Here is a 26703-nt window from a genome sequence, read left to right on the forward strand (position 1 = left end):
CGGTCAACAATACTGCAACCAAATAAGGGAAAATCGCGGTCAGTTAGGCGATATATGGTTCTTGGACGAGGTGTTCATTAAAATAAATGGTGTCCTTCATTATCTATGGCGGGCAGTCGATCAGGACGGAGATGAAATTGATATTCTAGTTCAGAAACGCAAGGATAAAAGCGCTGCCATGCAATTTTTCATAAAATTGTTAAAAGGCCAACAAGTGCCGCCCATCAAGATTGTGACCGACAAACTTAAGAGTTATTCAGCAGCGAGACGAAAGCTGATGCCAAGTGCAGAACATTTCACTAAGCAATATGAAAATAATCGATGTGAACTTTCCCATCAGCCATCGAGGCAACAGGAACGACAGATGAGGCGGTTCAAATCGCAGGGGCACGCTCAACGATTTTTATGCTGCCATGGCATCGTCAATAATTTGTTTCGACTTGGTCGACATCTTATGAAGGCCAGAAATTACAGAATGTTCCGTGAACGATTGTTCGATGAATGGGATAGGGTTAGTTGTATTCAAAATCCGACATAAGACGTTTAAAACTAGTTTTTATCGTCTAAATTCGATAAGTTGACAAAACCCGCCTGAACAACATTGAAATCAAATAAAATATACTGGTAATGTCACTACGAGATCGAAAATTTTATTCGTACTTACAAAATAGATATCTATGTAAATAATTGCCAAAGTACGCGATGCTTTTCCGAGTTAGGTGTTAGTGGCTGTGTTGGATTGTCACTGAAAATTATTTGTTGCTGAAGATGTCAGAACAATAACTTGTGTTTTTTACGTTTTGGTAGGGCGCCCATTTAATTTGGCTACAGACTACACTGGGCGAGCTCTCGCGAAATGGCACGTGCAGTGCTAGCCCCACAAAAAACTCACTGCAGACCCACTCAAGACCCACTGGTTCCACTCAAACAATATTTGATTATTTTTTGAACAGGTAAATGTGGCGTAAGTCATTGATAAATAAGATGGTGGACGCTACTGGGCTTGAACCAGTGACCCTCGCCTTGTAAGGGCGATGCTCTCCCAACTGAGCTAAGCGTCCGATGTTGCTGATTTTGCTAGAAATAAAGTGGTGGACGCTACTGGGCTTGAACCAGTGACCCTCGCCTTGTAAGGGCGATGCTCTCCCAACTGAGCTAAGCGTCCATTTTATCTAACAATCTTACCGATGCGTTCCTCAGTAAGTCGAGGCGTATTATAGAGTTGAGACCGCATCTGTCAACCGCATTTTTAAAAAAAAGTCCTGTTAGTTTAAAAATCGGTCAAACAATCAGTTATTTTCGAGTGCATTGCTATTTACTGGCGGCATTAAACGGTAAACTATGCGCAATTAATTTTTAGGAATAATATTATAATGACAGTGGTAACTCGTTTTGCTCCAAGTCCTACCGGCTATTTGCATGTTGGTGGTGCTCGTACTGCTCTTTATTCTTGGTTGTATGCTAAGAGTAAAGGAGGTGAATTTGTGTTGAGAATAGAAGACACGGATCTTGAGCGTTCTACAGATGAAGCAAAACAAGCCATTTTAGATGGTATGGATTGGTTAGGCTTACATCATGACAAAGGACCATATTATCAAACCGAGCGTTTTGACCGTTACAACCAAATTATTGATGAACTACTCGATAAAGAGTTAGCGTATAAGTGCTTCATGTCGATTGCCGAACTTGACGCAATTCGTGAAGAACAAGAACAGAAAGGAGAAAAGCCACGTTACCCCGGTACTTGGCGAAACAGAACGGACCATCCTGAAGGACAACCTTTTGTTATTCGATTTAAAAATCCGTTAGAAGGTGAGGTCGTTATCAATGACCACATCCGCGGTGAAATCCGAATATCTAATACTGAGCTCGATGACTTAATTATTAAGCGAACCGACGGTGCGCCGACATATAACTTCTGTGTTGTTGTTGATGATTGGGATATGGGCATTACCCATGTTGTAAGAGGTGAAGACCACATTAACAATACGCCGCGTCAAATTAATATTCTCAATGCCTTGGGAGCGCCGGTTCCTGAATATGCGCATGTATCGATGATTTTAGGTGATGACGGCAAAAAATTATCTAAACGACATGGTGCTGTCAGCGTAATGCAATACAGAGATGACGGTTATTTACCTAAAGCTGTTTTAAACTACCTTGTTCGCTTAGGTTGGTCATATGGTGACCAAGAAATATTTAGTATTGAAGAAATGATCGAACACTTCAGTCTTGATTCAATTAGTAAGTCGGCGAGTGCATTTAATACTGAAAAGCTAAATTGGCTGAACGAGCACTACATTAAAACATTGCCTCCATCTGAAGTTGCTCCATATGCAAAATGGCACTTTGATCAACAAGGCATAGATTGCAGCAGCGGGCCGAGTCTAGAAAGTGTTATTGAAATTCAAGCCGAACGGGTAACGACCTTAAAAGAATTGGCAGCGATTAGTACTTATTTTTATACTAGCTTTGAAGACTTTGATGAAAAAGCGGCAAAGAAACATTTGCGTGTTGTTGCCAGAGAGCCATTGCAAGCGGTAAAAGACGCACTTATTGCGGTACAAGACTGGTCTCCTGAAAATATAAAAGCGGCTATTGATGCAACAGCCGAGAAACTAGATGTTGGTATGGGCAAGATTGGCATGCCATTGCGGGTTGCAGCCACTGGCTCAGGCAATTCTCCGGCTTTAGACGTGACCTTAAACCTCATGAATAAAGAGGAAGTTGTGCAAAGAATAGACAAGGCGCTCATTTACATAACAAATAGAGAAAATTCTTAAAAAAATCGTTGACATAATTAAGTCAGATGCCTAGAATGCGCCCCGCTGTCACGGAACTGTAGCGTAAAACATGGCTCGCAGGTCTATTTGGACACGGGGCTATAGCTCAGCTGGGAGAGCGCTTGCATGGCATGCAAGAGGTCGGCGGTTCGATCCCGCCTAGCTCCACCAAGTTCTATTTAGTATGTCGTGTTAGTAAAAAAATCCAAGCTGTCGCGGCTTGGTCTAGGTTGGGATAGCGTTGTTTACTTTATGGTTTACGCTTATCCTAACAAAAAACTATCAAAGTCCGCTTTGATGAAAAGTTTTTTGTCCCCTTCGTCTAGAGGCCTAGGACACCGCCCTTTCACGGCGGTAACAGGGGTTCGAATCCCCTAGGGGACGCCATCTTCCCAGTGGTAAATCTGGGAAATAGTAATACAAAAATCCAAGCCGTCGTGGCTTGGTCTAGGTTAGGATAACGTCGTTTACTTTATAGTTTTCGGTTATTCTAACAAAAAACTATCAAAGTTCGCTTTGCTCAAAAGTTTTTTGTCCCCTTCGTCTAGAGGCCTAGGACACCGCCCTTTCACGGCGGTAACAGGGGTTCGAATCCCCTAGGGGACGCCAATTAGAGAAACCACCCAAACGGGTGGTTTTTTTTTATCTGCTTTTCGACTTGTATAAATGATACCCAGAGATATCCAGATAAGCAGCACAGCGAATAAATTAGTTAAATAATTCAGACTAACCACCTTAAAAACTATCAATTGAGGCATACTTGTCGCTATGAAAATTGTATTAGCTCCAATGGAAGGTGTTGTCGATCACCTCATGCGAGATATGCTGACAAGAGTCGGTGGCTTCGACTTGTGCATTACTGAATTTGTAAGAGTTGTTGAGCAACTGCTTCCTGCAAAAACATTCTATCGGCTATGCCCTGAACTGTTGAATGGTGCCGTCACGTCTTCGGGTGTGCCAGTAAGAGTGCAATTATTGGGTCAGCATCCACAATGGTTGGCCGAAAATGCAGTAAGAGCAGTCGAATTAGGTTCTCCTGGTATTGACTTAAACTTTGGATGCCCAGCAAAAACGGTGAATAAAAGTAAAGGTGGTGCAGTACTCTTAAAAGAGCCTGAAACGCTTTATCAAATTATTAAAGCTGTGCGTGATGCCGTGCCAAAAGATCAGCCTGTGAGTGCTAAAATACGACTCGGCTTTGACGATACCTCACTCGTATTGGAAAACGTTGATGCAATCACGCAGGCTGGTGCAGATTTATTAACCGTTCATGCAAGAACCAAGGCAGATGGCTATAGACCCCCAGCTTATTGGGAATGGATTGCAAAAATTAAAGAAGTCACCGATATTCCTATTATTGCGAATGGCGAAATATGGAATGCTGATGATGCAAAGCTATGCCAGCAGCGCAGCGGGTGCGAAAATTTAATGATTGGACGTGGCGCATTGGCAATGCCCAATTTGGCACAAACAATTAAAAATAATCATGCACCGATGTCTTGGCAGCAAACAAAAGAATTACTTGTTTCATACTCTGGGTATGAAATTTATTCTGATAAAGGGCGCTATTACCCAAATAGGATAAAGCAATGGTTCAATTATCTAAAAAGACAATATCCTGAGGCTGAGACAATGTTTGTTGAGTTGAAAAAGTTTAAAAACGCAGATGACATTGTGCGAATATTGGCCGCATAAATAAACCGCTATTAAAAAATCTGCTACGCTTGATACTAATGCTATCTTCATCAATGGTGAATTAATGGCAGGTAAACTTTGCTCAAAACCTAAATAAACACTAATTAACGATATGCGATTGCAGTTTTTATCGTTTTTTATTGATTTTATAGTAAAGTGAGTACAGCTGAAATTAAGATATTCTGTGGATTTTCAGCCTCTTGAATACATTCAATCTTTATATAAAACCAAAAATGGCGTTGTCCAACAACAAGGAAAGATATGCTTAATACAAAACTAAAACTCGGGCTTGCACTGGCAGTTTCAGTTGCTTTAGTTACTGGCTGTAGCAGTGATAAGCAAGAGGAAAAACAACAAAGTGTAACGGGTATCGATAAAAACCCATTCCCAAGTACTTATCAAAAGATTGATAGTAAGCCGATTGTCATCAACAACGTGACTATTCTTGATGGAATAGGTGGTAAAATTGAAGACGGTGAGATATTACTACAAGATGGTGTCATTGTAGCAGTAGGTAAGAGTGTCCGTTTGCCATCCGGTGCAATTGAAATTGATGGTAAAGGAAAGTGGCTTACCCCAGGGATTATAGATAATCACAGCCACTTAGGCGTTTATCCTTCGCCATCAACTCGTTCACATTCTGATGGCAACGAAATGACTTCGCCAGTAACCGCTGAAGTGTGGGCCGAGCATTCAATATGGCCGCAAGATCCAGGTTTTCAGCGTGCACTTGCAGGTGGTGTTACTTCACTTCAGATCCTTCCAGGTTCTGCCAATTTATTTGGTGGTCGCAGTGTGACTGTGAAAAACTTACCGAATAGAACCATACAAGACATGAAGTTTCCAGAAGCGCCTTACGGCATAAAAATGGCCTGTGGCGAAAATCCTAAGCGCGTATATGGGGCTAAGGGCGGCCCAATGACTCGCATGGGTAATGTTGCTGGCTATCGTCAAGCTTGGATCCAAGCACAAGAATATCAAACTAAATGGGCTGAATATGAAACTGAACTTGAAGCGGGTGGGTCACCTAAGCGACCAAGCAGAGATCTCAATTTAGATACACTTGCCGGTGTGTTAGACGGTGATATTATTGTGCATATGCATTGTTACCGTGCTGATGATATGGGCACCATGATGGACGTCATGAAGGAATTTAATTATAAGATTGGTACCTTCCATCATGCAATAGAGGCTTATAAAATTGCTGACAAGTTAGCGGAAAATAACGTGTGCTCGGCAATGTGGGCTGATTGGTGGGGCTTCAAAATGGAAGCTTATGACGGCATTAAAGAAAATATTCCCATGGTACATGCGGCAAATGCTTGTGCCATTGTTCACTCTGACAGTGACCTTGGTATTCAACGCTTGAATCAAGAAGCCGCAAAAGCATGGGCCGATGGTAAACGCGCTGGTATTGATATTAGTCAAGCTGATGCTTGGCAATGGTTATCCGCAAACCCGGCTAAATCGCTAGGGATTTTTGATAAAACAGGGTCTTTAGAAGCAGGTAAAAATGCAGATGTTGTTTTGTGGAGCACAGACCCGTTTTCTACTTACGCACAAGCGGATAAAGTATTTATCGATGGCGCAATGGTCTACGATCGCAGTAATCCTGAGTCATGGCCGGTGAGTGATTTCGAGCTTGGACAAATTGCTGAAGGAGATGCAAAATGAATTTATTTAAGAAAGCGGCATTAGCCTCAAGCATCGTCATAGGCTTAAGTTTAAGTGCATCATCATGGGCTGAAAATATCGCGATTGTTGGTGCTAAAATCCATACTGTATCTGCTGCAGGTATCATTTATAAAGGGACTGTTTTAATCAAAGACGGTCGTATTCAACAGGTTATTGAGGGTACGGATGTACCCAGTGGGTACCGTACAATAAATGCTGAGGGCAAGGTAATCACGCCAGGCTTTATTGGCGCAGCGACCTCATTAGGTCTCGTTGAAGTCAGTTCCTCTGCAGGAACGGTTGATGCGCAAGCAGAACCACATGCTATTTCAACAGTTGGGGCAGCATTGGACGTGCAATATGCACTAAACAATGACTCCACACTCATACCAATAACCCGAATTGAAGGTTTTACCTCGGCAGCAACTGGATTAGGTGGTAGCGATCAATTATTTTTGGGCCAAGGTGCTTTTATTACATTAGCAACAACTTATCAACCAGTACTGAAAGCACAGGCTTTTATGAAGTTAAATGTGGGTAATTCTGGTGTGGATAATAACGGCGGCAGTAGAGCCGCATTGTGGGTTGCCATTAATCAGTCATTTGATGAAGCTAAATTTGCCAAGTCGTATGCTATGGATCCAAGTCAAAATTGGCTCGGTTTGACTACGATGGCTGATGCAAAAGCATTAATTCCTGTGCTTGATGGCAAAATGCCATTGGTTGTTGATGCCGACAGAGCCGCTGACATCGTGCAGGTGATTGCACTGAAAAAGCGTTACTCTAATTTAAATATTATTTTGGCCAGTGGTGTTGAAGCATGGCGTGTCGCTGATGAGTTAGCTAAAAACAATATACCGGTCATACTCGATCCTGAATCGAACTTACCCGGTGCTTTTGATCAAATTGGCGCAACCTTGGAAAATGCAGCAAGATTGCACAAAGCAGGGGTTACGGTTGTGATTGGAATGGATACTCATAATATTCGCCTGGCAACCCAACATGCGGGTAATGCGGTCGCTAATGGTTTACCTCATTCTGCTGGTATCGCTGCATTAACCATTAATATCGCTAAGATATTTGGTATGGACGATCAAATAGGTAGTTTAGAACCTGGCAAGGTTGCAGACCTCGTGATTTGGAGTGGTGATCCGCTTGAAGTTACGCAAACGGCAGAGCAAGTGTTTATGCAAGGTGAGCAAATTGACATGACTTCTCGTCAAACGAAATTACGCGACCGCTATTTGAAACGCAATGCACTAAAGCCGGTTGGCTACACCAGACCATAGCGCAACAAGAAATTAGAGCACTGTTGTTCTCAAGAACAGAAGATAAGTGCTGTGTGCCAGCGTTTCTGTTTAACGTAGACTAATCCAATTAATAGGGCTAAGTAGCGTTATTAAGCCGCTTTTACTACATGCACTCATTTCTTGAGGCATGTGTTAGCGGTTTTTTTATGCCTATAAAAAAGTAATAATTTTATTTTAAAGTGTAAATTAACTAACATTAAGTTAAAAATACTTTACATTAAGTTTAATTTGTTTTACTTTGTTCGCGTGAGAGTTAACTTAATTGGAGAACATCAGTGAATATGTCATTTAAAGAAAAGAGTACTTGGCTATCCCTTGTGGCTACCTTGCTTATTTTTGGCGACTACGCAATATCCGTAGTCATAATGGATGCCAATGTGCTCAATCCCGATGAAATGATTGAAGTGGCAATGCATAATTTGGGTTCAGCGGTGTTACTGATCATTATTGTTGAAATCATATTTCAGTCATTAATTGCGGCTGGTAGTCGCAATAAAATGGAGATTGACGGGGATGAGCGTGATAGGTTAATTACGCTAAGTTCGAATAACTCAGGTTATTGGGTGTTAAGTATTGGCGTTATTATCACCCTTGGTCATTTAATTCTGCCATATGTATTCGGTATAGAATTCTCGCTTGAAGAACGCACCAATATTCCGATGTTTAAAATGCACTTATTGTTGTTCACTTTTATAGTGGCTGAAATAGTACGTTTTAGTCACCAAATCTATCTTTATAGAAACGACGCTGTGTAACAATGGCCTCAGCAAACAAGATTAATAATAAAGTCCGCGAGTGTCGTTTCTTTGCAAATGAAATGACTCAACAAGACTTAGCTGAAAGAGTAGGAGTCACCCGGCAAACTATCATGGCGATAGAAAAGGGTAAGTATAGTCCTTCTCTTGAAGTCGCTTTTAAAATTGCACTGGTGTTTCAAAAATCCCTTGAAGCGGTTTTTAGCTATGATGCTGCTATTGAATAAGTTGTTTTTTAAATACAAAAAATAGTTTTTGATTTTTTGTTCTAAGATGGGTTTGGATTACGAGCATAATTGAAAACGATGTTAGCTTTAATTCGCGACTGATGCAGGTAACAATAACCGCTAATAACAATGAAGAATGATAATGACAAATAACACTGAGCAGACCTTAAAAGAATTAGAATCGAGGCTCGCAAATACACAAGACGATGTCCGTTCAACTCAAGCAGCGAAGCGACACGCTAAGGGATTTAACACGGCGCGCGAGAACGTTGAAAAATTATGCTCGGGTAACTTATTTAGAGAATACGGTCAACTAGCGGTAGCTGCTCAACGTCAGCGTCGTGACTATGAGGAATTGCAAACAGAAACCGCTGCTGATGGGGTTATTACAGGTATTTCTCCAATTAATAATGAGTTCATTGCATTGGGCAACAAGGCTAAAGTTAGTTCACACGACACTGTGATTATTGTTAACGATTATTCGGTTTTAGCTGGTACTCAAGGTTATTTCCATCATCTAAAACTCGATAGAATGATTGAGATTGCGCTGAAAAAGCAGTTACCTATTATCATGCTAACTGAGGGTGGTGGAGGTCGTCCGGGTGATACCGATATTTCTACGATTAATTCAGGCTTACAATGCACTACATTTGGTCGTTGGGCTGGTCTAATTGGCAAAGTGCCACGCATAGCTGTCAATAATGGCTACTGTTTTGCTGGCAACGCAGCACTATTTGGCGCCGCCGACATAACCATTGCTACAACGTCTTCGTTCATCGGCATGGCAGGGCCAGCAATGATTGAAGGCGGTGGATTAGGTAAGTTTAGTCCCACAGATATCGGTCCTATTGATGTGCAAGCCAAAAACGGAGTGGTTGATATTGTCGCCGAGAACGAAAACCATGCTATTGAAATTGCCACAAACTGTCTAAGCTTTTTCCAAGGGCATCATACTAATTGGTCTGCGCCAGAAGATGATGCACTTGATGATGTGCTGCCCGACGACAGACGTTTTGTGTATGACATGCATAAAGTGATATCAGGCATTGTTGATAAAAATTCTTTTATAGAGATTGCAAAGCAGTACGGCACAGCCATTATTCAAGGCTTTGCTCGAATCGAAGGTAAACCCATTGGTGTAATAGCAAGCAATTGCAAAGTACTAGGCGGCGCCATTGATGTTGATGCAGCTAAAAAGCTAAATCGATTTATGAAGCTATGCGATCAATTTGCTATTCCTATACTGTCTCTGTGTGATACTCCTGGTTTTATGGTGGGCCCTGAACACGAAAAGAATGGGGCTGTTCGCTACCTTAGTGAATTATTTGCAACCGGCGCAAATTTATCCATCGACTTTGTCGCAGTTGCTATTCGTAAATGTTATGGATTAGGCGCTCAAGCTATGTTGTCAGGCAGTATATCTAGTCCCAGCTATATGCTGTCTTGGCCAACCGGTGAATTCGGTGCCATGGGACTTGAAGGAGCAATAAAGTTAGGCTTTAAGAAAGAATTAGAAAAACAAACTGAGCCGGCAATGCGCCAAGCATTATTTGATAAGCTACTGGCTCAGCAGTATCAGAAAGGCAAGGCCCTAGAAGTTGCAACAGTGCTTGAAATTGATGCTGTAATTGAACCTCGGAATACCAGAAAAATAGTACTTGCTGCATTGAATTAACTTTCTAGCCTTGAGTGGGGAGATCAACAGGCACTTTTTTACTTTATTCAAATTAAATGTAACGCTTTTCATGTTCTGTTCATCTTAATTAATAAGGCACTGCAAATAATAAATTGTATAGCTCAGCTCGACTTAATTTAGTATATAAGCCTCCAACTGCGGCTTTAACAACTCAGTAATCATGGGTTGTGCTTCTGCAGTTGGGTGGATGCCATCGTTTTGCATCAATGCTTTGTTAAGTGCTATATCTTCTAAAAAGAACGGAATTAGCGGAATATTATTCTCTTGGGCGATATCCTTAAACACTTGCATAAACATCTGTGTATAACGTCTTCCGTAATTTGTAGGTATCTGCATTTCTTGCAGTAAAACAACAACATTACTTTTTTTAGCCAACTGCACCATCTTATTAATGTTTGCTTTTATCTTTTTCGGATTATGGCCTTGCAGCGCATCGTTTCCGCCAAGTTCAATTAATAGATGAGTTGGTTTATGTAGATCGAGTAAGCGAGGAAGGCGAGACAGGCCGCCATCGGTAGTGTCGCCACTGATAGCAGCATTGATGACTACAATTGGTTTATTCTCAGCTATCCACGCATTTTGTAACAAATAAACCCAACCCTGCTGTTGTGTTAACCCATACGCGGCACTTAAGCTGTCGCCAAGCACTAATAACTTATATTCTTGTAATTTTTGCTGATCTGAATAGCTATAAAAAGGGAATAAAAGACATACCAGTAGGCTAGCGCGAAGAATTTTTGATACATTACCGCGTTGCTGTAAAGCAAAAGCCACACACACATTGAGAAGCGATTGATTTTTTGCACGCTTAATACAATTAATTTTTACGGATCTTGAAAAAGAAAACACTATGACAATAGCTCCTGCAATGATCGAAACGAAAAGTATTATAAAAAAAGTAATTACGAGCGAAGGCGAATTACAGATCCTTCAACCCATCAGCTTCACGGTAAAACCAGGTCAATCCGTTGCCATTATAGGCGCATCTGGTTCGGGTAAGTCAACACTTCTTGGGCTGTTAGCTGGCTTAGATGAAGTTTCGGGGGGGCACATAATGATAGATGGCGAGGCTTTGCATTCTATGGATGAGGAGCAGCGAGCACGATTACGTGGTGAAAAAGTCGGTTTTATTTTTCAAAGCTTTATGTTGGTACAGAGCTTAACCGCGCTCGAAAATATTATGCTGCCAGCTGAAATAGCGGGGCTATCAGAGCCTAAAAAGCGCGCTCAAAAAATACTTGAGCAAGTTGGACTTGACCATCGAGCCAATCATTTTCCCAATCAACTATCGGGCGGAGAGCAGCAGCGTGTTGCTATTGCGAGAGCATTTATTACAAATCCTAAAATTCTTTTTGCTGATGAACCAACCGGTAATCTCGATTCTACCAACTCAACCAAGGTCGAGAATTTACTCTTTGATCTGAATAAAGAATCCAATACGACCTTAGTGCTAGTTACTCATGACCATAAACTTGCGCAGCGCTGCCAGCGTCAGTTGCACATGGATGCCGGTGAATTGACTGAGCAAACCAAACCGCTCAAAGTCGTTTCTGGAGAATAACATGTCTACCGTATTTCAATTAGCCTGGCGGTTGTTTAAACACGAAGCCAAACGTGGCGAATTAACCATTATTTTGCTCGCCATAGTGCTTTCTGTAGGTTCTGTTTTGTCACTATCTTTATTCAGCGAACGTTTACAGGGTGCGCTAACCGACCGTTCGGCAGAGTTTATTGCAGCAGATAGACAATTGCGCTCCAGAGAGCTTGTTGATGACGCTTGGCTAAGCAAAGCATCCGAATTTAATCTCAACAGTGCTTATCAAGTTAGTACAAGGTCGATGGTATTTGGACCAAAAGAATTGGCATTAGCAGACCTTCGTGCTGTGGACGCTAATTATCCACTTAAAGGCAGTATTAAAGTGGCACTACAAGCGTTTGGCGTGCCGCAGGCAACAGCTGAATTGCCTAAATCAGGTGAAGTTTGGATTGATTCGCGTCTTTTTCAATTAGTTCAGGTTGAATTAGGCGGTAATGTTGATATCGGTGACGCGAGTTTTAAGATTACTAAGGTGCTCAGTGAAATTCCAGACGCAGGGTTTAGTGTTTTTAATACTGAGCCCATTGTGTTGATGTCGACCGAAGACTTGGCTAAAACGAATGTCACCGGACCTGGTTCGCGGGTGAGCTATAAGTATTATTTTACGGGCGAGACGAGTGATTTGGATGACTATTATGATTGGCTTCGCCCACAACTGAACAGAGATGTTCATCGCTGGACATCAATTGAAGACGATGACTCTGCTATTGGACGATCTATTGCCCGAGCGGAACAATTCTTTTTGCTAGCCAGTTTATTAGCGATTGTTCTAGCCGCCGTATCTATTGCGGTTGCAGCGCAGCGTTACAGCCAGCGTCACTACGATCCCGTCGCGATAATGAAGACCCTCGGTGCAGGTAAGTCCATGGTGCAGCGTATTTATTTGCTGCAAATTTGCTTTATCACCTTACTGGGCATTATTTTGGGGGTCACCGCCGGTTTTATCTTGCAGCAAATTGTGGTTATGTTTTTGGCGGACATTGTAGAGGTTTCACTTGATATTTGGCATTGGCGTCCGTTGGCTATTGCCATATTCACTGGCATTATTTGCTCGGTTTTGTTCTCGCTATATCCCTTATTACAACTGTTCTCAGTACCCCCTTTGCGTGTATTAAGGCGAGATATCAATACCACTTTATCGTCAAAAGTATTGCAATTTTCTACCTCAGGCATCGCTGTATTTTTATTAATGTGGGTTTACAGCCAAGACCTGATGATCAGTGCCATATTATTTGTATCGGGCATTATTTTAGTTGTGCTGTTACTGGCTGTTACTCATGTTCTCATTGCGCTGGGGCGCAAGCTAGGTAGTGGCAGCATGGGTTCTTGGACATTGGCCTGGGCGCGTATACGCCGCAGAGCCATGGGTAACAGCGTTCAATTGATTAGCTTTTCTATTACCATCATGTTGCTGCTGGTTGTTTTAGTCATGCGAAATGACATGGTCGAACAATGGCGTGACCAGTTGCCAGAAGGCACACCAAACTACTTTGTATCAAATGTAACGGAGAACCAACGGATTGGTTTAGAAGTCCAATTTGCACAAAACAATGTTACAGGTGGTGGTTTCTACCCGGTCGCTCGTGGACGTTTTGTTGCTATTAATGACGAAAAAATCCGTACTGAAGTGACCAAAGAAGATGCCGAAGTTGCTAACGAGGGTCGTCAAGGTTTAGGTCGTGAAGCAAACCTGACGTGGGGCACAGAACTGCAAACGGGTAATAAGATTGTTGAAGGCGAATGGCTAGATTCTTGGCAAGAGGGCGAACCCTATCCACTATCAATTGAAAGTCAGATTGCGGGACGTTTGGGCGTTAAATTAGGCGATGAGCTGACGTTCAATATCGGTAGCGAAGTCATTAAATCCACAGTAACTAGTTTGCGCGAAGTTAATTGGCAAACAATGCAACCCAATTTCTATTTTGTGCTGCATCCTAAAGCGGTAGAGAACTTTGTCCCTACCTATATTACTAGTTTTAGTCTAGATGAATCGCGCAAGGCAGAGATAACCAGTCTAATGGCACCTTTTGCCAGTGTTACTTTATTTGACGTGGACGCGAGGATTAATCAACTTAGAGAAATTATTGACCAAGTGTCTATGGCCGTAGAATTTATTCTAATACTGGTGCTTATTGCGGGGGCGCTAGTGCTCATAGCGCAAGTTCAAGCCAGTATGGATGAACGTTTGCAAGAGCTCACTATTCTTCGCACATTGGGTGCTAAGGGATGGATGATACGCTTTAGCGTTATCAATGAATTTCTTATTATTGGGTTCGTTGCTGGGTTGATGGCGGCCATCGCAAATGAATTTAGTTTGTATATGTTGCAAACCCAAGTATTCCAAATGGAAGCAGGCTTGCATCTCGAGTATTGGGTCATAGCTCCAATAGTAGGCGCGTTGACCGTCGGTTTCCTTGGTGCAATCGGTTGCTGGCGTCTACTCAGTTTGAATACCGGTGAGTTATTAAGAAAAATGGTTTAACTTTTCAAATAAGTAAGTACTGGGTATCGACACTGCCAGCAGCAATATGATCCCTAGCCAGGTCTGGTTTGCACCTATTTCTGGAAAATATTCGAGATAAACAAAGGAGGCAGTCATTATCATCGACTGCCATGCTCGTTGGAATGACTGGATTGTATTGAACTGATTCCATGTTTATCTTCTTTTGTCGATATATAACTTCGGCTCGTTTCACTTGATTGATTTTGAGCTCTAATTACCTCAACAGGGTATTTCAACGTCGATATTATGTAATATTTCCGGTATTCATATACCATAGCTGCAAAGAGACCAAAAACTGCAAAAGCAGTTATTGCATCATTAGCTATATATTTTAGTACTTTATGCGGTAATAATAGAGCCACTTGAGTGTCGATAATAAAATCAATACAAGTGCCTAATCTATATTAGGTAAATCGACATCTACATCTACATTTACAACATTAATGGAGAGTCTATTATGAGCACATACACCGCAATTAATCTCGCACAACGTCCAGTGCCTGGACCTATCCGCTCAGATACATTTGAAGTGGTTAATAAAGAAATTCCGGAGGTTGGCTCGGGTCAATTTTTAGTAAAACAAACTCATATGTCACTTGATCCTGCGATGATCGGTTGGATGAGTTCTGACACTAAAAGTTATATTCCACCCGTCGTTTTAGGTGATGTTATGCGCTCCTCAGGTTTAGGCGAAATTGTCGAAAGTAGTCACCCTGATTTTCATGTCGGTGAGCGAGTCATGGGTTTGATGGGATGGACAGAATATTTTTTAAGTTCAGGCCCAGGCTTAAACAAAGTGCAAGCGGGTTTGGATCCAACTATGGTGTTATCGGTATTTGCTTTGCCGGGCATAACCGCAATGCAGGGACTATATGGTGTGGCCAAACCTAAAGCCGGAGAAACCATTGTGGTCAGTGGTGCGGCGGGTTCTGTAGGCTCAATTGTAGGGCAATTGGCAAAAGCTGATGGCTTAACTGTGATCGGTGTGGCTGGCAATGCCGAGAAGTGTCGCTGGATTGTGGATGAGTTAGGATTTGATGGTGCAATCAACTATAAGACAGATGATATTTCTGCAAAACTTGGCGAACTAGCGCCGGATGGGGTCGATATTTATTTTGAAAATACCGGTGGTGCGATCCAAAACCATATCTTTGAAGCGATGAATGCGCATGGTCGAATAGCCGTTTGTGGAATGATAGCTGATTATGGCACTGACTCCCCAAGCGCAGGACCTAATTGGATCCCCATCATCAAGAAGCGTTTAAGCATACAGGGCTTCACGATGCCAGATCATTACGCAGAGATACCGGGCTTGATTGCCAAACTGACACCTTACGTAATGCAAGGTAAAATAAAGCATCGGGCGCATGTATTGGATGGTTTAGAATCCGCAATTGATGGTTTAAATTTATTACTTACTGGCGGCAATAACGGTAAGTTAATCGTCAAGCTGTAAATATCTGACAAACAAAATCGTCCAAGCCCGCGTGAGCGGGCTATGCGCGCTGGCACTACTCTACAGCTCGTTTTAATGCATCTCGGAATGCAGGGCGATCCACATTTCGATTTATATAGGCTTGCAAGGTAGGATGGCCTTCAAGCTTACCTAAGCGCTTAGCCATGTGCACTGCGTAACTAATTCCAAAATCTGCTCCACTGATTTGCTGACCCAAGATAAATTCATTGTCACCCAGTTGCGCTGCAATATTATTCAGGTGCAAAGTCACTTCAGCCTGACTAAATCCGCCCAGCATTGCACTTGGAGATTCGTCGCGCATCAATAACATCTGAATCAACAGCGGTGCAAACACCGAACCTTCTGAATAGTGCAGCCACTGCGAATAAGTGGCCCAAGCATTTAGGTCTTCGCGACGAGGAGAAAATTTGTGTTCCGTATCGAACTTTTCTAAAAAATAAGTGGTGATCGCGCCTGACTCGGCGAGAACTAAGCCATCATCTTCAATTACCGGTGACTTGCCTAACGGATGGATTACCTTAAGACTATCTGGGGCACGCATGGTGGCTGGATCGCGCAGGTATTCTTTGAGTTCATACTGCATACCCAACTCTTCCATCAACCAAACGGTAAAGATGGAACGTCCAATTCTCAAATGATGTATTGTTACCACGATATTTACTCCGTTATCGACACACAAAATTAAATAAAATTTATCAAAAAAGTATAGTGAGGGTGAATACCCCATCTATTATGCTTAATCTACTAAAACAAGCGGGTTACTGCAAATTGCCTGAGACTAGTAAATTGCTCATAAGTGTTTTCGCGCTTGATAGATCGCAGTTTCTGGTGGGGCTTTGTGCAAATGATCGTTAACGCCTTCACTATAGACTAACTTTATGTGTCGAAACTTGCTAGAATACTGTTTTTCTATCCAGTTGTTTTTGTATGATTGTGTATATCGCTGAGAAACCAAGTTTAGGCCGTGCAATAGCCACTGGGTTTGATGGTCGACAACAAAAGCGCGATGGTTATATCGAGCTTGATAATGGCGATTGCGTGACATGGTGCATCGGTCATTTATTAGAACAAGCTGAGCCAGATAAATATGATGCAGCCTATGGCAAGTGGTCACTGCAACACCTGCCTATTGTACCCGTAAAGTGGCAATTGGTGCCTAAAAAGAACACACAAAAACAACTAAACGTGGTGAAACGGCTACTCAAAACAGCGACGCATATCGTCAATGCAGGCGATCCTGACCGTGAAGGACAATTACTGGTAGATGAAGTAATTACTTATTGCGGGGTGAAAACGTCGATTATTGAAAACGCAGGACGTCTATTAATCAATGACTTAAATACCAGCGCGGTGAAAAAAGCCTTGCAGAATATGCGCGCTAATCGTGAGTTTTTAGGCTTGTCTATATCAGCCTTAGCGCGTTCTCGCGCCGACTGGCTATATGGATTAAATCTAACTCGTGCTTATACTTTGCTGGGTCAACGTGGCGGCTATAGTGGTGTGCTTTCGGTAGGGCGAGTGCAAACACCAGTGTTAGGCTTAGTGGTCAGGCGTGATCAAGACATTGCCTATTTTACGTCGACACCCTTTTTTGACGTTATCGCCACTTTGGAAACGCTAAACAAAGTGACTTTTACTGCTAAATGGCAACCCAGCGAGGCATGCGGCCCTTATCAAGACGAAGAGGGCAGAGTGTTATCGCGTAAATTAGCGCAAACGGTGGTAAATAAAACCCAAGGTCAACAGGCCTCGGTCACAGATTACAAGGTACAAAATAAACAAAGCCTTCCTCCTTTACCCTACAGCTTATCGATATTGCAAATCGATGCCTCTAAGCGTTTTAACTTATCGCCCAAGAAGGTGCTAGATGTGTGTCAGTCATTGTATGAAAAATACCAACTGATCACTTATCCCCGATCCGATTCGCGTTATTTGCCTAAAGAACAGTTTGTGCAGGCCGCTAAGGTGTTAAGCGTCATCAAGTCGAATCTACCGAGCTTTAAAAGTGCCGTCGACAATGCCAACCCTAAGCTAAAATCTAAAGCCTGGAATGACAGTAAAGTCGATGCCCATCATGCTATTATTCCAACAAACCGGACTAAGTCTTTAGCGAGTTTAACGCCAGATGAAGCAAAAATTTATCAGCTCATTGCTACCCAATACTTGATGCAGTTTTACGGGCCACATAAATATCAAGAACAAGTAGCGAAGATTGATATTGCGGGTGGTGAATTTATTGCCAAAGGTAAATCGACTAAAGACCTGGGCTGGCTAGCGCTGACTAAAAGTGAAAACACCAAAACAGAAACAGAAACAGTACTACCAAACTTAAGTAAAGGTGAGTCTTTACTATGCATTGATTCGCAACTTTTGGAAAAACAAACATCGCCGCCTAAACATTTTACTGACGCGACTTTGCTTGGTGCGATGACCGGGATCGCGCGTTATGTGCAAGACAGTAAAATTAAGAAAATATTAAAAGAGACCGATGGACTTGGCACGGAGGCAACGCGCGCTTCAATTATAGATTTATTGTTTAGACGTCAGTTTATGCATAAAATAGGTAAAGAAATCCATGCTACTGAGACGGGTAAAGCCCTAATTAACGCCTTACCAAGTGAAACTACCCATCCTGATATGACCGCTATCTGGGAAGCCAACCTAGATAAAATCGCTCAGCGACAATTACGCTATGAAGCCTTTATGCAGCCGTTAACTGAGTCCATCGCTCAGTTGATTAGTGCCAGCCAGCAGCTGGACACGACTCACTTCGTGGGCTTGAAGAGTGCACGACCTGCCCGTAAAAAACGTTTTTTTAAGAAAAAATCTTAAAAAGAAAATAAACCGATTTGTTCTGCCTAACTACAAATTGTCAGACATCCTGCGCGATGCTAAAACAATCTGAGTTGGCCCAGCCCGGTCTATTCCTATTTACGTTAAAACTTGAATAACGTGGCTAATAGTCCAATTAATCCGCCAAAGACGCCGCCCCACACAACTAGCCAACCCAAATGTTTTCTGATCATATTCTGAATAATGTCCTTGACCATTTTAGGTGTTAGTTCATTCAGACGTTGCTCAACAATTTGCTTGATTTTTTCGTGCAAGTCCTGATGCACATCAGGCTGAGCTAACTCTTCTTGCAGCAATAATATAAACTCTGGATCTTGCGTAATATTTTCTAGTGCTAGCCCCATTTTATCGATAAAAGGCTGTCGCATCGGCTCTAAGGCTTCAACACCGCCAAACATTCCTAGCATCTGTCCAAATGAAGACGCTTTGACAACCTCAACCAAGGAGTCAAATGTGGGTGCCAAGTCTACTTTTTTAATAATAGGGGATAAATCTAGTTGCAGAGGTTGGTTGTTGTCAGCTAGAAAACGCTGGATGTTTTCTTCACTAAAAAACTGTTCCATCACGAGCGTTCGAATACCGCTCTTAAAATCTTCGAAGCGTTCTGGTATCACACCAGAACCATAAAGTCCGGGTATTTTTTCAAATAGCATATGCACCGCTATCCAATTGGTGATGGCACCTGATACCGCAAACAATCCGACAGTTTTGATCGTGACATTGCCTAAGAAAAAACCAATCAGCACTAAGGCAATGGCTAATCCACTGGTGATTATACTTTTATTCAAAGAAAGGACTCCAAGATTGGTTAATTTAGAAAGGTTGATAACAGTAAAATAAATACTGTCAAGATGCCGTTGCTATAATGTATTATAAACGGCGCAAAGGCTATATTTGTTGTATGCAACATAGTTGATTGGACCCAGTTATACGCTGTAATATCGTATCATTGAAGCGGGTTAGCGATGGCAGCAATTTCGTAGTTAATTATTTTCTTGCCCCAATTATTGCTCAAAGCAGACTTTTTTAACAAGTTAGGTAAATAAGACGAACGAATTCATTAACTTAGATTGTTTATTAACATATACAATACTACAGTACATCCACTGAAGCTGAAAACGAAGAGTAAAATATGAGTACAGATAAATCACGTAAATATTCTCAAAAAATCGTAGATGGTGCAGCTCAGGCTCCAAGCCGATCTATGTTAAGGGCTGTGGGCTTCAGCGACGAGGATTTCAAAAAATCGCAGGTGGGTATTGCTTCAACGTGGTCAATGGTAACGCCATGCAACATGCACATTAACACCTTGGCAGAGGAGGTAGGTAAGGGTGTCGATAGCGCCGGTGCTAAAAGCGTGATTTACAACACTATTACCATATCTGATGGTATTTCCATGGGCACCGAAGGTATGAAGTATTCTTTGGTATCGCGTGAAGTTATTTGCGATTCGATAGAAGCCGTATCGGCTGGCATGGGACATGACGGCATTATCGCGATCGGTGGCTGCGATAAAAATATGCCCGGCTGTTTGATGGGATTAGCACGTCTGAATCGCCCTTCCATTTTTGTGTATGGAGGAACTATTTTGCCGGGTGAAAACCACACCGATATCGTATCAGTGTTCGAAGCTGTGGGCAGTTATGCCAACGGCGATATTCCGATCACTCAGTTGGAACATATTGAAAAAACGGCGATACCAGGTCCAGGCTCTTGTGGCGGTATGTATACAGCGAACACACTAGCCTCATCGATCGAAGCGTTGGGCATGAGTATGCCCAATAGTTCGGCACAAAATGCGGTTTCCGACAACAAAAAACAAGACTGCATCGATGCAGGAAAAGCGATTGTTTACTTACTCGAACATGATATTAAGCCGTCTGATATTATGACCAAAAAGGCGTTTGAGAATGCGATCACAATGGTCATTACCCTAGGAGGGTCCACTAATGCAGTACTGCATTTAATAGCCATGGCAGACGCAATTGGTGTTGAAGTGACATTGGATGATTTTGTACGTATCGGTGATAAAACACCAGTGATATCGGACTTGCGTCCAAGTGGTCAATATTTGATGTCCGAATTAATTGAGATCGGTGGGATTCAGCCTCTGATGAAGCGGTTATTAGATGCTGGGATGTTGCACGGTGATTGCATGACGGTAACTGGCAAAACGATGGCTGAAAATTTGGCTGGGGTAGCAGATTATCCTGACGGACAGACTATTATTTTACCTTTGGATAAGCCAATCAAAAAAGACAGTCATTTGGTCATTCTTAATGGCAATTTAGCACCAGAGGGAGCTGTTTCAAAAATCACAGGAAAAGAGGGGTTAAGCTTCACTGGCGCGGCTAAAGTGTACGACTCAGAAGAGCAGGGTTACGCTGCTATTATTGATGGTCAAGTCGTGGCCGGTGATGTAGTTGTCATTCGCTATGAAGGGCCGAGAGGAGGCCCGGGTATGCGAGAAATGTTAAGTCCCACGTCCGCAATTATGGGCAAAGGCTTAGGCAATGACGTCGCGCTTATCACTGACGGTCGCTTTTCAGGCGGCAGTAGGGGCTTTGTGGTTGGCCACATCACACCTGAAGCGCACGAGGGCGGTCCTATTGCGTTGGTAGAAAATGGCGATAGCATTACAATTGACGCGCAAAATCGTGTCATGACGCTCAATATTAGTGATGCAGAGATGGCTAGCAGAAAGAACAATTGGCAACAGCCTGCACCAAAATATACCAGAGGACTGCTAGCAAAATATGCTAGAACAGTAAGCTCGGCCTCTACTGGAGCGGTTACTGATAAGCCTAATTAATTAATGCTAACCGGATCACCACGGCTGGTGATCCGGTTAAATATCAGCTTCGCTTAATTTGTGCCTGCGCTAACTTAATAAATTCTTTCGCTGGAAGGGGTTTGGACCAATAGTAGCCTTGTCCATAAACACAGCCCTGAGCTTTCAGTATTGCAGCAGTTGCTTCATCCTCGACTCCTTCTGCGACATTTTCTAATTCCATTAAATGACTCATTTTTATTATCGCATTTACAATGTGCTGTAGTTGTAAATTGCCCACCATATCTCGAACAAATGACATGTCTATTTTCAAAGTAGAAGCATTAAATTTTGACAAATAGTTTAGGTTTGAGTATCCCGTTCCAAAGTCATCAATGGCAAAATATACGCCGCGCTCTACCATCAAGAAAATTTGTTGTTCTATATGTTGCGTATCCTCGATAAATAGTGACTCTGTAATTTCTAACTCCAATAAACTCGGATCCAGTCCAGCCTTTTGCAAGGCTCTAAAAACGTGGTTAGGTAAATTTCCGCGCTTGAACTGCACAGGTGACAAGTTGACGGCGACCGTCATTCCCTTTAACCCATTGTTCTGCCATTTTGCGCATTCTGCACAAGCCGTTTCGAGTGCCCAACGCCCGATTTCAATAATTAAACCAGATTCCTCAGCAACCGGAATAAACTCTGCAGGCGAGATAATGGTATCGCCCTTTCGCCAACGAATTAACGCTTCTGCACCGACAAATTGATTAGTCGCTAAGTCGACCTTTGGCTGATAGTACAATTCGAATTGTTCTTCTTCTATCGCCGTTTTAAGTTCATGGTTCATATTCAGGCGCCTATTAATTGACTCCTCCATGTCACTTTCATAGAAGTGATAGCTGTTTGGTTCTTCTTCTCTCGCTTTGTAGACCGCAAAGCTTGCTTTTCTATTTAATTCGGTAAAAGTGTTGCCATCAAATGGCGCAACAGAAACCCCAAGAGCACAACTCAATTCAAAGTTATATTCAGAAATAGACAGCGGCAATATACCGACACGAATGGCCTGGTGGCAAAAATCTTGCAACGCTGCATAGTCAGGCACGCGTTTGACAAACGTAAACTCGATACCAGAAGTCCGATATACGAAAGTATGCTCGTCTTGCAATTTAACGAAGCGTTCAGCGAGATTATTTAAAACTTCATCACCAAACTTGTGCCCTAATGTGGAATTAATCCAACTAAAATTATTCATATGCAAAGTAATAAAACCCAGCATATAGCTGTCTTTTGGAGTGTCACTAAAGAGCTCAATGAGATCTAGTTTGCATTTCTCTGCATTAGGTAGCTGCGTAAGGTCATCAAACAAAATACGTTTTTCGGCGTTTTCCTTTATCACATCATAACGCATTCCCTGCTCAGTTAAGCGCGAAATAAGCGCTTTGATATAGCCTGATATTAGTATGATACCCATGCCATAAACGGATAGAACTATCGCCATATCGGTTGCTTTTGCCCAGCTCGAATAGTCGGTAATTACTTTAGGTTCAACTAAATCGATGGAAATTGCATAAGCGAAGAAATAAAAGCTAATAAGCATATAGCAGGACAAAGGTATGATCATCGTCTTCCCGCCAAGCAAGGATGCAAATATCAGCACACATGGATACAGCAGCAAAGAGGTGTCGTATAAACCGTCATAATAGAATGCTTTTGACGATGCAAAGATAATGACGGTCCAAAGTGTCATTCCGGCAACGATATTCCATGTATCTGAGTTTAATAGCTTTAATAGACCAATAAAAAAAGCCACCACTACCAAGCCGTCAATTAACCATTTAGTATCGCCTTGCCACCAAGCAATTGCAGACATGATCAGAAATAGACCAATAAATACATAAATAACCGACTGGACTTGTGCAACCCGCGACTTTATATCTTGTAAGATAGGCGCTGAAGAACCCATGGGGGTTAGCGTACTATTACTTTCTTCAAACATGGATTATTTCTTGAGTATCTAATTCATGGGCAAACTTTAGGGACTTTCCAGGATCTGCGTCTCTGTTGTTCTTTACAATGTACATGGCTTGGTCAGCGAGATTGATGATCTCTTGTATTTTAATACCATTCTCTGGGTAAAAGGCAGCTCCTACACTTGCGCCAACAGCCACATTTTGGTTGAATTTACGTAAGAAGTATGGCTTAGAAATTCGTTGTACCAAACGTGTAACAATATCTTTCGTGGTTGCTTCGTCGGCGCCGTCAAGCAATAAAACAAATTCATCTCCTCCCCATCGACCACCAAAGTCTTGGGTCCTGAGGGTCTTTTTAATGCGGTCAGCGACAAAGATCAATATTTCGTCGCCCGACTCATGTCCGTAGATATCGTTGATCCGCTTAAACCAGTTTAAATCGATCAAAGCCAGACAAAATGGACGTTTTTGTTTAGCGAATACATTAATCTCTTTCTCTAAACCTTGACGATTATAAAGCTTGGTGAGTTTATCGTAATCGGCTTGATAAGCTAACGATTCTAATTCTTTCTTTCGCTTAGATATATCATGCAGGGTAATTTGATAATATTCACGTAAGTCCTCATTTACCACTGAGGTCACCACAACTTGCACCCAAACTGAAGCTGAGTCTTCAGAGGTTTGTAGTTTAAATTCTCCTGTTGCTATTTCATCATTCGCAAAAGCCAACTCCACAGAGCCCAAAAGCTTCTCAGGCTCTGCAAACAGATTTTCTAATAATGGTCCAAAGCTCTTTTTTAATTGCAGGTTAAGCTTTTCAAGGATCGTCTCAAAAGCCACATTAAAAAGTATAATATTACCTCGAGGTTCCATTAATATGATGGGCGACATAGAATTTTCAAACAGCATCCTGAAGCGTTTTTCTAAAGCTTCAATTTCTTGTCTAAGCTTTCTCTCTCTTGTAAATTGTTGTTCGGTTTTATCAAGTAAAATATTGACGTCGTTGACTAGTTCACCTAGTTCACTGTTTTGATGAAAATCAGGCACAGTCAAACGATTTCCTTCACCCGGAACGGTTTTGTGTAGTGCATGAGCAATCCCAATCATGGGTCTGGTTATCAGAAAAAAGGCCACGGATATCGCCACAATTGTGACTACGAATGCTTGCAAAATCATTGCTTTAGAATTGTCTAATGCTAATTGTCTAGCTCTTTCTTCTATGTATTGAATATTAGGTGCAATAACCAAGGTACCAATTGATTTATCTGCTTCAAATAAGGATTGAATAGGAAAAACCACTGGTTCAACAAAGCTATTAGTATTGCTGACTACTTCAATACTCTCAAAATTCATCTTAGCATTTAGCACGACTTCGTTAGTGGCAAGTCCATCTACCACCTCTTGGGCCAGATCTTTTTCAGCTAAATATGCTGCCGTTCCCGCAGTAGCCGCGATAGTTTTATACAAACTGCCAAGACTTTGCTGAGTGATTGCCACTTCTTGATTGAAAGTCAATTTGTAGAACAACTGTGATGAAAGAAAACCAATTGCAATAGATGCAAAACCAATGACTATTGCCAGTCGAACTAATAGTGCACTTTTATTCATAAAAACGATATACCACTTTGACATCCTCGGTCACGTTAATTTCGTGAATATAAGCGATGGCATTTTCTGTTTGTTTTACAAAATCTAAAATTGCTTTTTCGTCTTTTTGTTGAGTAGGAGGTCTGGCTCGGCCGGAAAACTTTACTTTTGACCAGTAAGCATTAACTCGCGCTAGTGACATACCGACTAAAGAATCGTAGAATTTTGTTCTGACCACTAAGTCATTTTCAATATCCACCGGTACTGCTTTTGACCCATCAGGAAACGCAACATATTTGCCCATGTACAAATCGATAACCTGAGAGCGCGAAAGCACAGAAGTAGGATTATCCTTGTGTACAACCAACACTAACTCACTGCTGATGGCAAGAGTGGTGAAACTCAATCCACCCATCAAGATCATTGTTTTAAGTAAAGTTAATTGTAGCATCAGTATAAAAAGCTCACGTTGGCGAACAAAACGTTAACATGCCCGGTTCGATTAGTGTCTGGCGCAGCATTCCCTGCAGGCGGTTGCCAAAAAGTGCTTCCTCCATCATCTATGCGAGTATGATCTAATTGAAGTTTGAATGACATGTTTTCGTCAAAATCCCAGCGCCAACCTACGGATACGGTTTTTTGATTAAGACTGTAATAATTAAGCAATAACTTCGATGCATTAAAAGCTTCTATGCCACCAGGCACTTGCTCAAGCGCAGGCAAGATGATACCACTACTATCCAAATCAAATTTTTCCGACTTGCTGAAGGCGACGGAGGCAAAGAAGTTATGCGCATTGGTGTGATAAATACCACTTAAGTAGCCGCTTTCAACTCCTTGAACAGATAAAGTGTCGGTCTTTATTTTCGCTAATTCAGAGATCAGGGTGACTTTCTTGAATCTATATTGGCCACTTAACGAGGTGTAGGTGCCCTTTCTATTGTCGAGGTCGGCGGCATTTGCGAAATCGACTGCGTTAGGCCAGATTACTGAAAAATTAGGTACAAATGCATTGAGTTGTGTAAGACCTTCAATCAAGGGTTTTATAGCCTGTGAATCGAACTTTAGCTGGGTGTGATTAACTGCGATATCCCAATTAATAAATTGAAAATCTAAAGCTAGGCCAACAATATTATCAAAACGAAATGGAGGGGCATCGGGCGCACTAAATGCGGTCACGGCAAATTCATTCTTGCCATAGAAAAACTTGGCTGAAAACGTTAAATCGCCTAGAGGTTTACTGTAAGTTACATCGCCACCATCAAGATAGCGGTGAGGTAAGACACCATAAATTTCACTCGGAACGTGAGCCCAAGTGTAAGCGTAACCGATGTCTCGATATTCGGTTAATAAGAATAAGTCATAAGCGGTGCGGCCAAGTCTAAACGACCAATTAGCGTTTGGTGAGTATCTTATAAAGGCTAAGTTCAGTGCAGACTTGAGATTAAGGTCTTGCTGGTCTCGGTAGATGGCTTGAACCACTATATCGATCTCTTCAGAGGCTATAACATCGAATTGAATACCTAAATTTGTACTCTCAGCAAAATCAAAGTCACCTTCGAATACACTACCGGTCTTTGAAAAATCGGCGCGATAACCAAATTGATCAGAATCCTCGGCTACAACCCCTATAGTGCCAAACCCAGATACACGTACTTCTGGCGCTGCTAAGACGAAGTTTGATACTAGCAGCAGCAGGAAAACACCTTTTGTCATAATTAATAAAGCCTTAAAATATTTAAAAACAAACGATGATTTATTCGCTCATTGTGTCTAACCATTCCTTAATGCTACCCTTAGCAT

21 protein-coding genes and 5 tRNA genes are annotated in these 26703 nt (G+C 42.0%); 16 read left to right on the top strand and 10 right to left on the bottom strand.

Going from position 1 to position 26703, the window contains the following annotated elements; translation table 11 throughout:
- Nucleotides 1-538: DDE-type integrase/transposase/recombinase (locus CXF81_RS02840; RefSeq protein ID WP_101179876.1), on the top strand; the 538-nt coding region annotated here is incomplete at its 5' end.
- A 447-nt stretch (nucleotides 539-985) separates the two neighbouring features.
- Here CXF81_RS02840 and CXF81_RS02845 read toward each other — a convergent pair.
- Together CXF81_RS02845 and CXF81_RS02850 are read right to left on the bottom strand one after the other, a co-directional pair.
- Nucleotides 986-1061, bottom strand: a tRNA-Val gene (locus CXF81_RS02845).
- Nucleotides 1062-1089: 28 nt separating this feature from the next.
- Nucleotides 1090-1165, bottom strand: a tRNA-Val gene (locus CXF81_RS02850).
- 208 nt (nucleotides 1166-1373) lie between these two features.
- Here CXF81_RS02850 and gltX point away from each other — a divergent pair.
- The 10 genes from gltX to CXF81_RS02900 all read left to right on the top strand — a co-directional run bounded on the left by gltX (nucleotide 1374) and on the right by CXF81_RS02900 (nucleotide 10119).
- On the top strand, nucleotides 1374-2783 hold the full coding sequence (gene gltX / locus CXF81_RS02855; protein WP_101179877.1) for a glutamate--tRNA ligase: 1410 nt from the start codon (nucleotides 1374-1376) through the stop codon (nucleotides 2781-2783).
- 95 nt (nucleotides 2784-2878) lie between these two features.
- Nucleotides 2879-2954, top strand: a tRNA-Ala gene (locus tag CXF81_RS02860).
- 140 nt (nucleotides 2955-3094) lie between these two features.
- Nucleotides 3095-3170 (top strand) — tRNA-Glu (locus CXF81_RS02865).
- A gap of 146 nt (nucleotides 3171-3316) precedes the next feature.
- Nucleotides 3317-3392 (top strand) — tRNA-Glu (locus CXF81_RS02870).
- 159 nt (nucleotides 3393-3551) lie between these two features.
- The gene (gene dusC / locus CXF81_RS02875; protein WP_101179878.1) at nucleotides 3552-4478 is read left to right on the top strand and encodes a tRNA dihydrouridine(16) synthase DusC; all 927 of its coding nucleotides are present in this window, start codon (nucleotides 3552-3554) and stop codon (nucleotides 4476-4478) included.
- A gap of 261 nt (nucleotides 4479-4739) precedes the next feature.
- Entirely contained in the window at nucleotides 4740-6152 is a 1413-nt protein-coding gene (locus tag CXF81_RS02880) for an amidohydrolase (RefSeq protein ID WP_101179879.1), read from the top strand.
- The gene (locus tag CXF81_RS02885; RefSeq protein WP_101179880.1) at nucleotides 6149-7441 is read left to right on the top strand and encodes an amidohydrolase family protein; all 1293 of its coding nucleotides are present in this window, start codon (nucleotides 6149-6151) and stop codon (nucleotides 7439-7441) included. The genes CXF81_RS02880 and CXF81_RS02885 overlap by 4 nt, the downstream gene beginning before the upstream one ends.
- Before the next feature lie 302 nt (nucleotides 7442-7743).
- Nucleotides 7744-8217, top strand: coding sequence for a hypothetical protein (locus CXF81_RS02890; RefSeq protein ID WP_232771763.1), 474 nt, complete (start codon nucleotides 7744-7746; stop codon nucleotides 8215-8217).
- Nucleotides 8218-8219: 2 nt separating this feature from the next.
- Nucleotides 8220-8444, top strand: a complete 225-nt coding sequence (locus CXF81_RS02895) for a helix-turn-helix transcriptional regulator (RefSeq protein ID WP_101179881.1) — start codon at nucleotides 8220-8222, stop codon at nucleotides 8442-8444.
- Between the two features lie 142 nt (nucleotides 8445-8586).
- The gene (locus CXF81_RS02900) at nucleotides 8587-10119 is read left to right on the top strand and encodes an acyl-CoA carboxylase subunit beta (protein WP_101179882.1); all 1533 of its coding nucleotides are present in this window, start codon (nucleotides 8587-8589) and stop codon (nucleotides 10117-10119) included.
- Between the two features lie 132 nt (nucleotides 10120-10251).
- Here the strand turns inward: CXF81_RS02900 and CXF81_RS02905 are convergent, their stop codons facing one another.
- Nucleotides 10252-10989 (bottom strand): arylesterase, encoded by a 738-nt coding sequence (locus CXF81_RS02905; protein ID WP_101179883.1) that lies wholly within the window; start codon nucleotides 10987-10989, stop codon nucleotides 10252-10254.
- 1 nt (nucleotide 10990) lies between these two features.
- Here CXF81_RS02905 and CXF81_RS02910 point away from each other — a divergent pair, with 1 nt between their 5' ends.
- On the top strand, nucleotides 10991-11701 hold the full coding sequence (locus CXF81_RS02910; protein ID WP_232771758.1) for an ABC transporter ATP-binding protein: 711 nt from the start codon (nucleotides 10991-10993) through the stop codon (nucleotides 11699-11701).
- A 1-nt stretch (nucleotide 11702) separates the two neighbouring features.
- Nucleotides 11703-14219, top strand: a complete 2517-nt coding sequence (locus CXF81_RS02915; RefSeq protein WP_101179884.1) for an ABC transporter permease — start codon at nucleotides 11703-11705, stop codon at nucleotides 14217-14219.
- A 4-nt stretch (nucleotides 14220-14223) separates the two neighbouring features.
- Here CXF81_RS02915 and CXF81_RS19770 read toward each other — a convergent pair whose 3' ends face one another.
- On the bottom strand, nucleotides 14224-14391 hold the full coding sequence (locus tag CXF81_RS19770) for a hypothetical protein (protein WP_157825482.1): 168 nt from the start codon (nucleotides 14389-14391) through the stop codon (nucleotides 14224-14226).
- Between the two features lie 306 nt (nucleotides 14392-14697).
- Between CXF81_RS19770 and CXF81_RS02920 the strand changes: the two genes are divergently transcribed.
- Nucleotides 14698-15696, top strand: coding sequence for an NADP-dependent oxidoreductase (locus CXF81_RS02920; protein ID WP_101179885.1), 999 nt, complete (start codon nucleotides 14698-14700; stop codon nucleotides 15694-15696).
- Between the two features lie 55 nt (nucleotides 15697-15751).
- Here the strand turns inward: CXF81_RS02920 and CXF81_RS02925 are convergent, their stop codons facing one another.
- Nucleotides 15752-16369, bottom strand: coding sequence for a glutathione S-transferase family protein (locus CXF81_RS02925; RefSeq protein ID WP_101179969.1), 618 nt, complete (start codon nucleotides 16367-16369; stop codon nucleotides 15752-15754).
- 275 nt (nucleotides 16370-16644) lie between these two features.
- Between CXF81_RS02925 and CXF81_RS02930 the strand changes: the two genes are divergently transcribed.
- On the top strand, nucleotides 16645-18549 hold the full coding sequence (locus tag CXF81_RS02930) for a DNA topoisomerase III (RefSeq protein ID WP_101179886.1): 1905 nt from the start codon (nucleotides 16645-16647) through the stop codon (nucleotides 18547-18549).
- A 104-nt stretch (nucleotides 18550-18653) separates the two neighbouring features.
- Here CXF81_RS02930 and CXF81_RS02935 read toward each other — a convergent pair whose 3' ends face one another.
- A complete protein-coding gene (locus CXF81_RS02935) occupies nucleotides 18654-19358 on the bottom strand; it encodes a DUF445 family protein (RefSeq protein WP_101179887.1) in 705 nt (234 codons plus the stop codon).
- Nucleotides 19359-19702: 344 nt separating this feature from the next.
- Between CXF81_RS02935 and ilvD the strand changes: the two genes are divergently transcribed.
- Nucleotides 19703-21382, top strand: a complete 1680-nt coding sequence (ilvD, locus tag CXF81_RS02940; protein ID WP_101179888.1) for a dihydroxy-acid dehydratase — start codon at nucleotides 19703-19705, stop codon at nucleotides 21380-21382.
- A 43-nt stretch (nucleotides 21383-21425) separates the two neighbouring features.
- Here the strand turns inward: ilvD and CXF81_RS02945 are convergent, their stop codons facing one another.
- From CXF81_RS02945 to CXF81_RS02960, 4 genes are read right to left on the bottom strand one after another with little or no spacing between them, the layout of a single operon-like run.
- Nucleotides 21426-23339, bottom strand: coding sequence for a bifunctional diguanylate cyclase/phosphodiesterase (locus tag CXF81_RS02945; protein WP_101179889.1), 1914 nt, complete (start codon nucleotides 23337-23339; stop codon nucleotides 21426-21428).
- Entirely contained in the window at nucleotides 23332-24921 is a 1590-nt protein-coding gene (locus CXF81_RS02950; protein ID WP_198556308.1) for a sensor domain-containing diguanylate cyclase, read from the bottom strand. The genes CXF81_RS02945 and CXF81_RS02950 overlap by 8 nt, the downstream gene beginning before the upstream one ends.
- Nucleotides 24914-25351 (bottom strand): hypothetical protein, encoded by a 438-nt coding sequence (locus CXF81_RS02955; protein ID WP_101179891.1) that lies wholly within the window; start codon nucleotides 25349-25351, stop codon nucleotides 24914-24916. Before CXF81_RS02955 ends, CXF81_RS02950 begins: the two co-directional genes overlap by 8 nt.
- On the bottom strand, nucleotides 25351-26616 hold the full coding sequence (locus tag CXF81_RS02960) for a hypothetical protein (protein ID WP_101179892.1): 1266 nt from the start codon (nucleotides 26614-26616) through the stop codon (nucleotides 25351-25353). Before CXF81_RS02960 ends, CXF81_RS02955 begins: the two co-directional genes overlap by 1 nt.
- Nucleotides 26617-26703 lie beyond the last annotated feature (87 nt).

Source organism: Glaciecola sp. 33A, assembly GCF_002836745.1.
Lineage (GTDB): Bacteria > Pseudomonadota > Gammaproteobacteria > Enterobacterales > Alteromonadaceae > Glaciecola.

Excerpts from the sequence above, each read along its gene's own strand:
- CXF81_RS02885 (WP_101179880.1), top strand. The coding sequence starts at position 6,149 with ATGAATTTATTTAAGAAAGCGGCATTAGCCTCAAGCATCGTCATAGGC.
- ilvD (WP_101179888.1), top strand. The coding sequence starts at position 19,703 with ATGAGTACAGATAAATCACGTAAATATTCTCAAAAAATCGTAGATGGT.
- CXF81_RS02950 (WP_198556308.1), bottom strand. The coding sequence starts at position 24,921 with ATGAATAAAAGTGCACTATTAGTTCGACTGGCAATAGTCATTGGTTTT.
- dusC (WP_101179878.1), top strand. The coding sequence starts at position 3,552 with ATGAAAATTGTATTAGCTCCAATGGAAGGTGTTGTCGATCACCTCATG.
- CXF81_RS02895 (WP_101179881.1), top strand. The coding sequence starts at position 8,220 with ATGGCCTCAGCAAACAAGATTAATAATAAAGTCCGCGAGTGTCGTTTC.
- gltX (WP_101179877.1), top strand. The coding sequence starts at position 1,374 with ATGACAGTGGTAACTCGTTTTGCTCCAAGTCCTACCGGCTATTTGCAT.
- CXF81_RS02890 (WP_232771763.1), top strand. The coding sequence starts at position 7,744 with ATGTCATTTAAAGAAAAGAGTACTTGGCTATCCCTTGTGGCTACCTTG.
- CXF81_RS02900 (WP_101179882.1), top strand. The coding sequence starts at position 8,587 with ATGACAAATAACACTGAGCAGACCTTAAAAGAATTAGAATCGAGGCTC.
- CXF81_RS19770 (WP_157825482.1), bottom strand. The coding sequence starts at position 14,391 with ATGGAATCAGTTCAATACAATCCAGTCATTCCAACGAGCATGGCAGTC.
- CXF81_RS02945 (WP_101179889.1), bottom strand. The coding sequence starts at position 23,339 with ATGTTTGAAGAAAGTAATAGTACGCTAACCCCCATGGGTTCTTCAGCG.
- CXF81_RS02880 (WP_101179879.1), top strand. The coding sequence starts at position 4,740 with ATGCTTAATACAAAACTAAAACTCGGGCTTGCACTGGCAGTTTCAGTT.
- CXF81_RS02955 (WP_101179891.1), bottom strand. The coding sequence starts at position 25,351 with ATGCTACAATTAACTTTACTTAAAACAATGATCTTGATGGGTGGATTG.
- CXF81_RS02960 (WP_101179892.1), bottom strand. The coding sequence starts at position 26,616 with ATGACAAAAGGTGTTTTCCTGCTGCTGCTAGTATCAAACTTCGTCTTA.
- CXF81_RS02915 (WP_101179884.1), top strand. The coding sequence starts at position 11,703 with ATGTCTACCGTATTTCAATTAGCCTGGCGGTTGTTTAAACACGAAGCC.
- CXF81_RS02930 (WP_101179886.1), top strand. The coding sequence starts at position 16,645 with ATGATTGTGTATATCGCTGAGAAACCAAGTTTAGGCCGTGCAATAGCC.
- CXF81_RS02920 (WP_101179885.1), top strand. The coding sequence starts at position 14,698 with ATGAGCACATACACCGCAATTAATCTCGCACAACGTCCAGTGCCTGGA.
- CXF81_RS02910 (WP_232771758.1), top strand. The coding sequence starts at position 10,991 with ATGACAATAGCTCCTGCAATGATCGAAACGAAAAGTATTATAAAAAAA.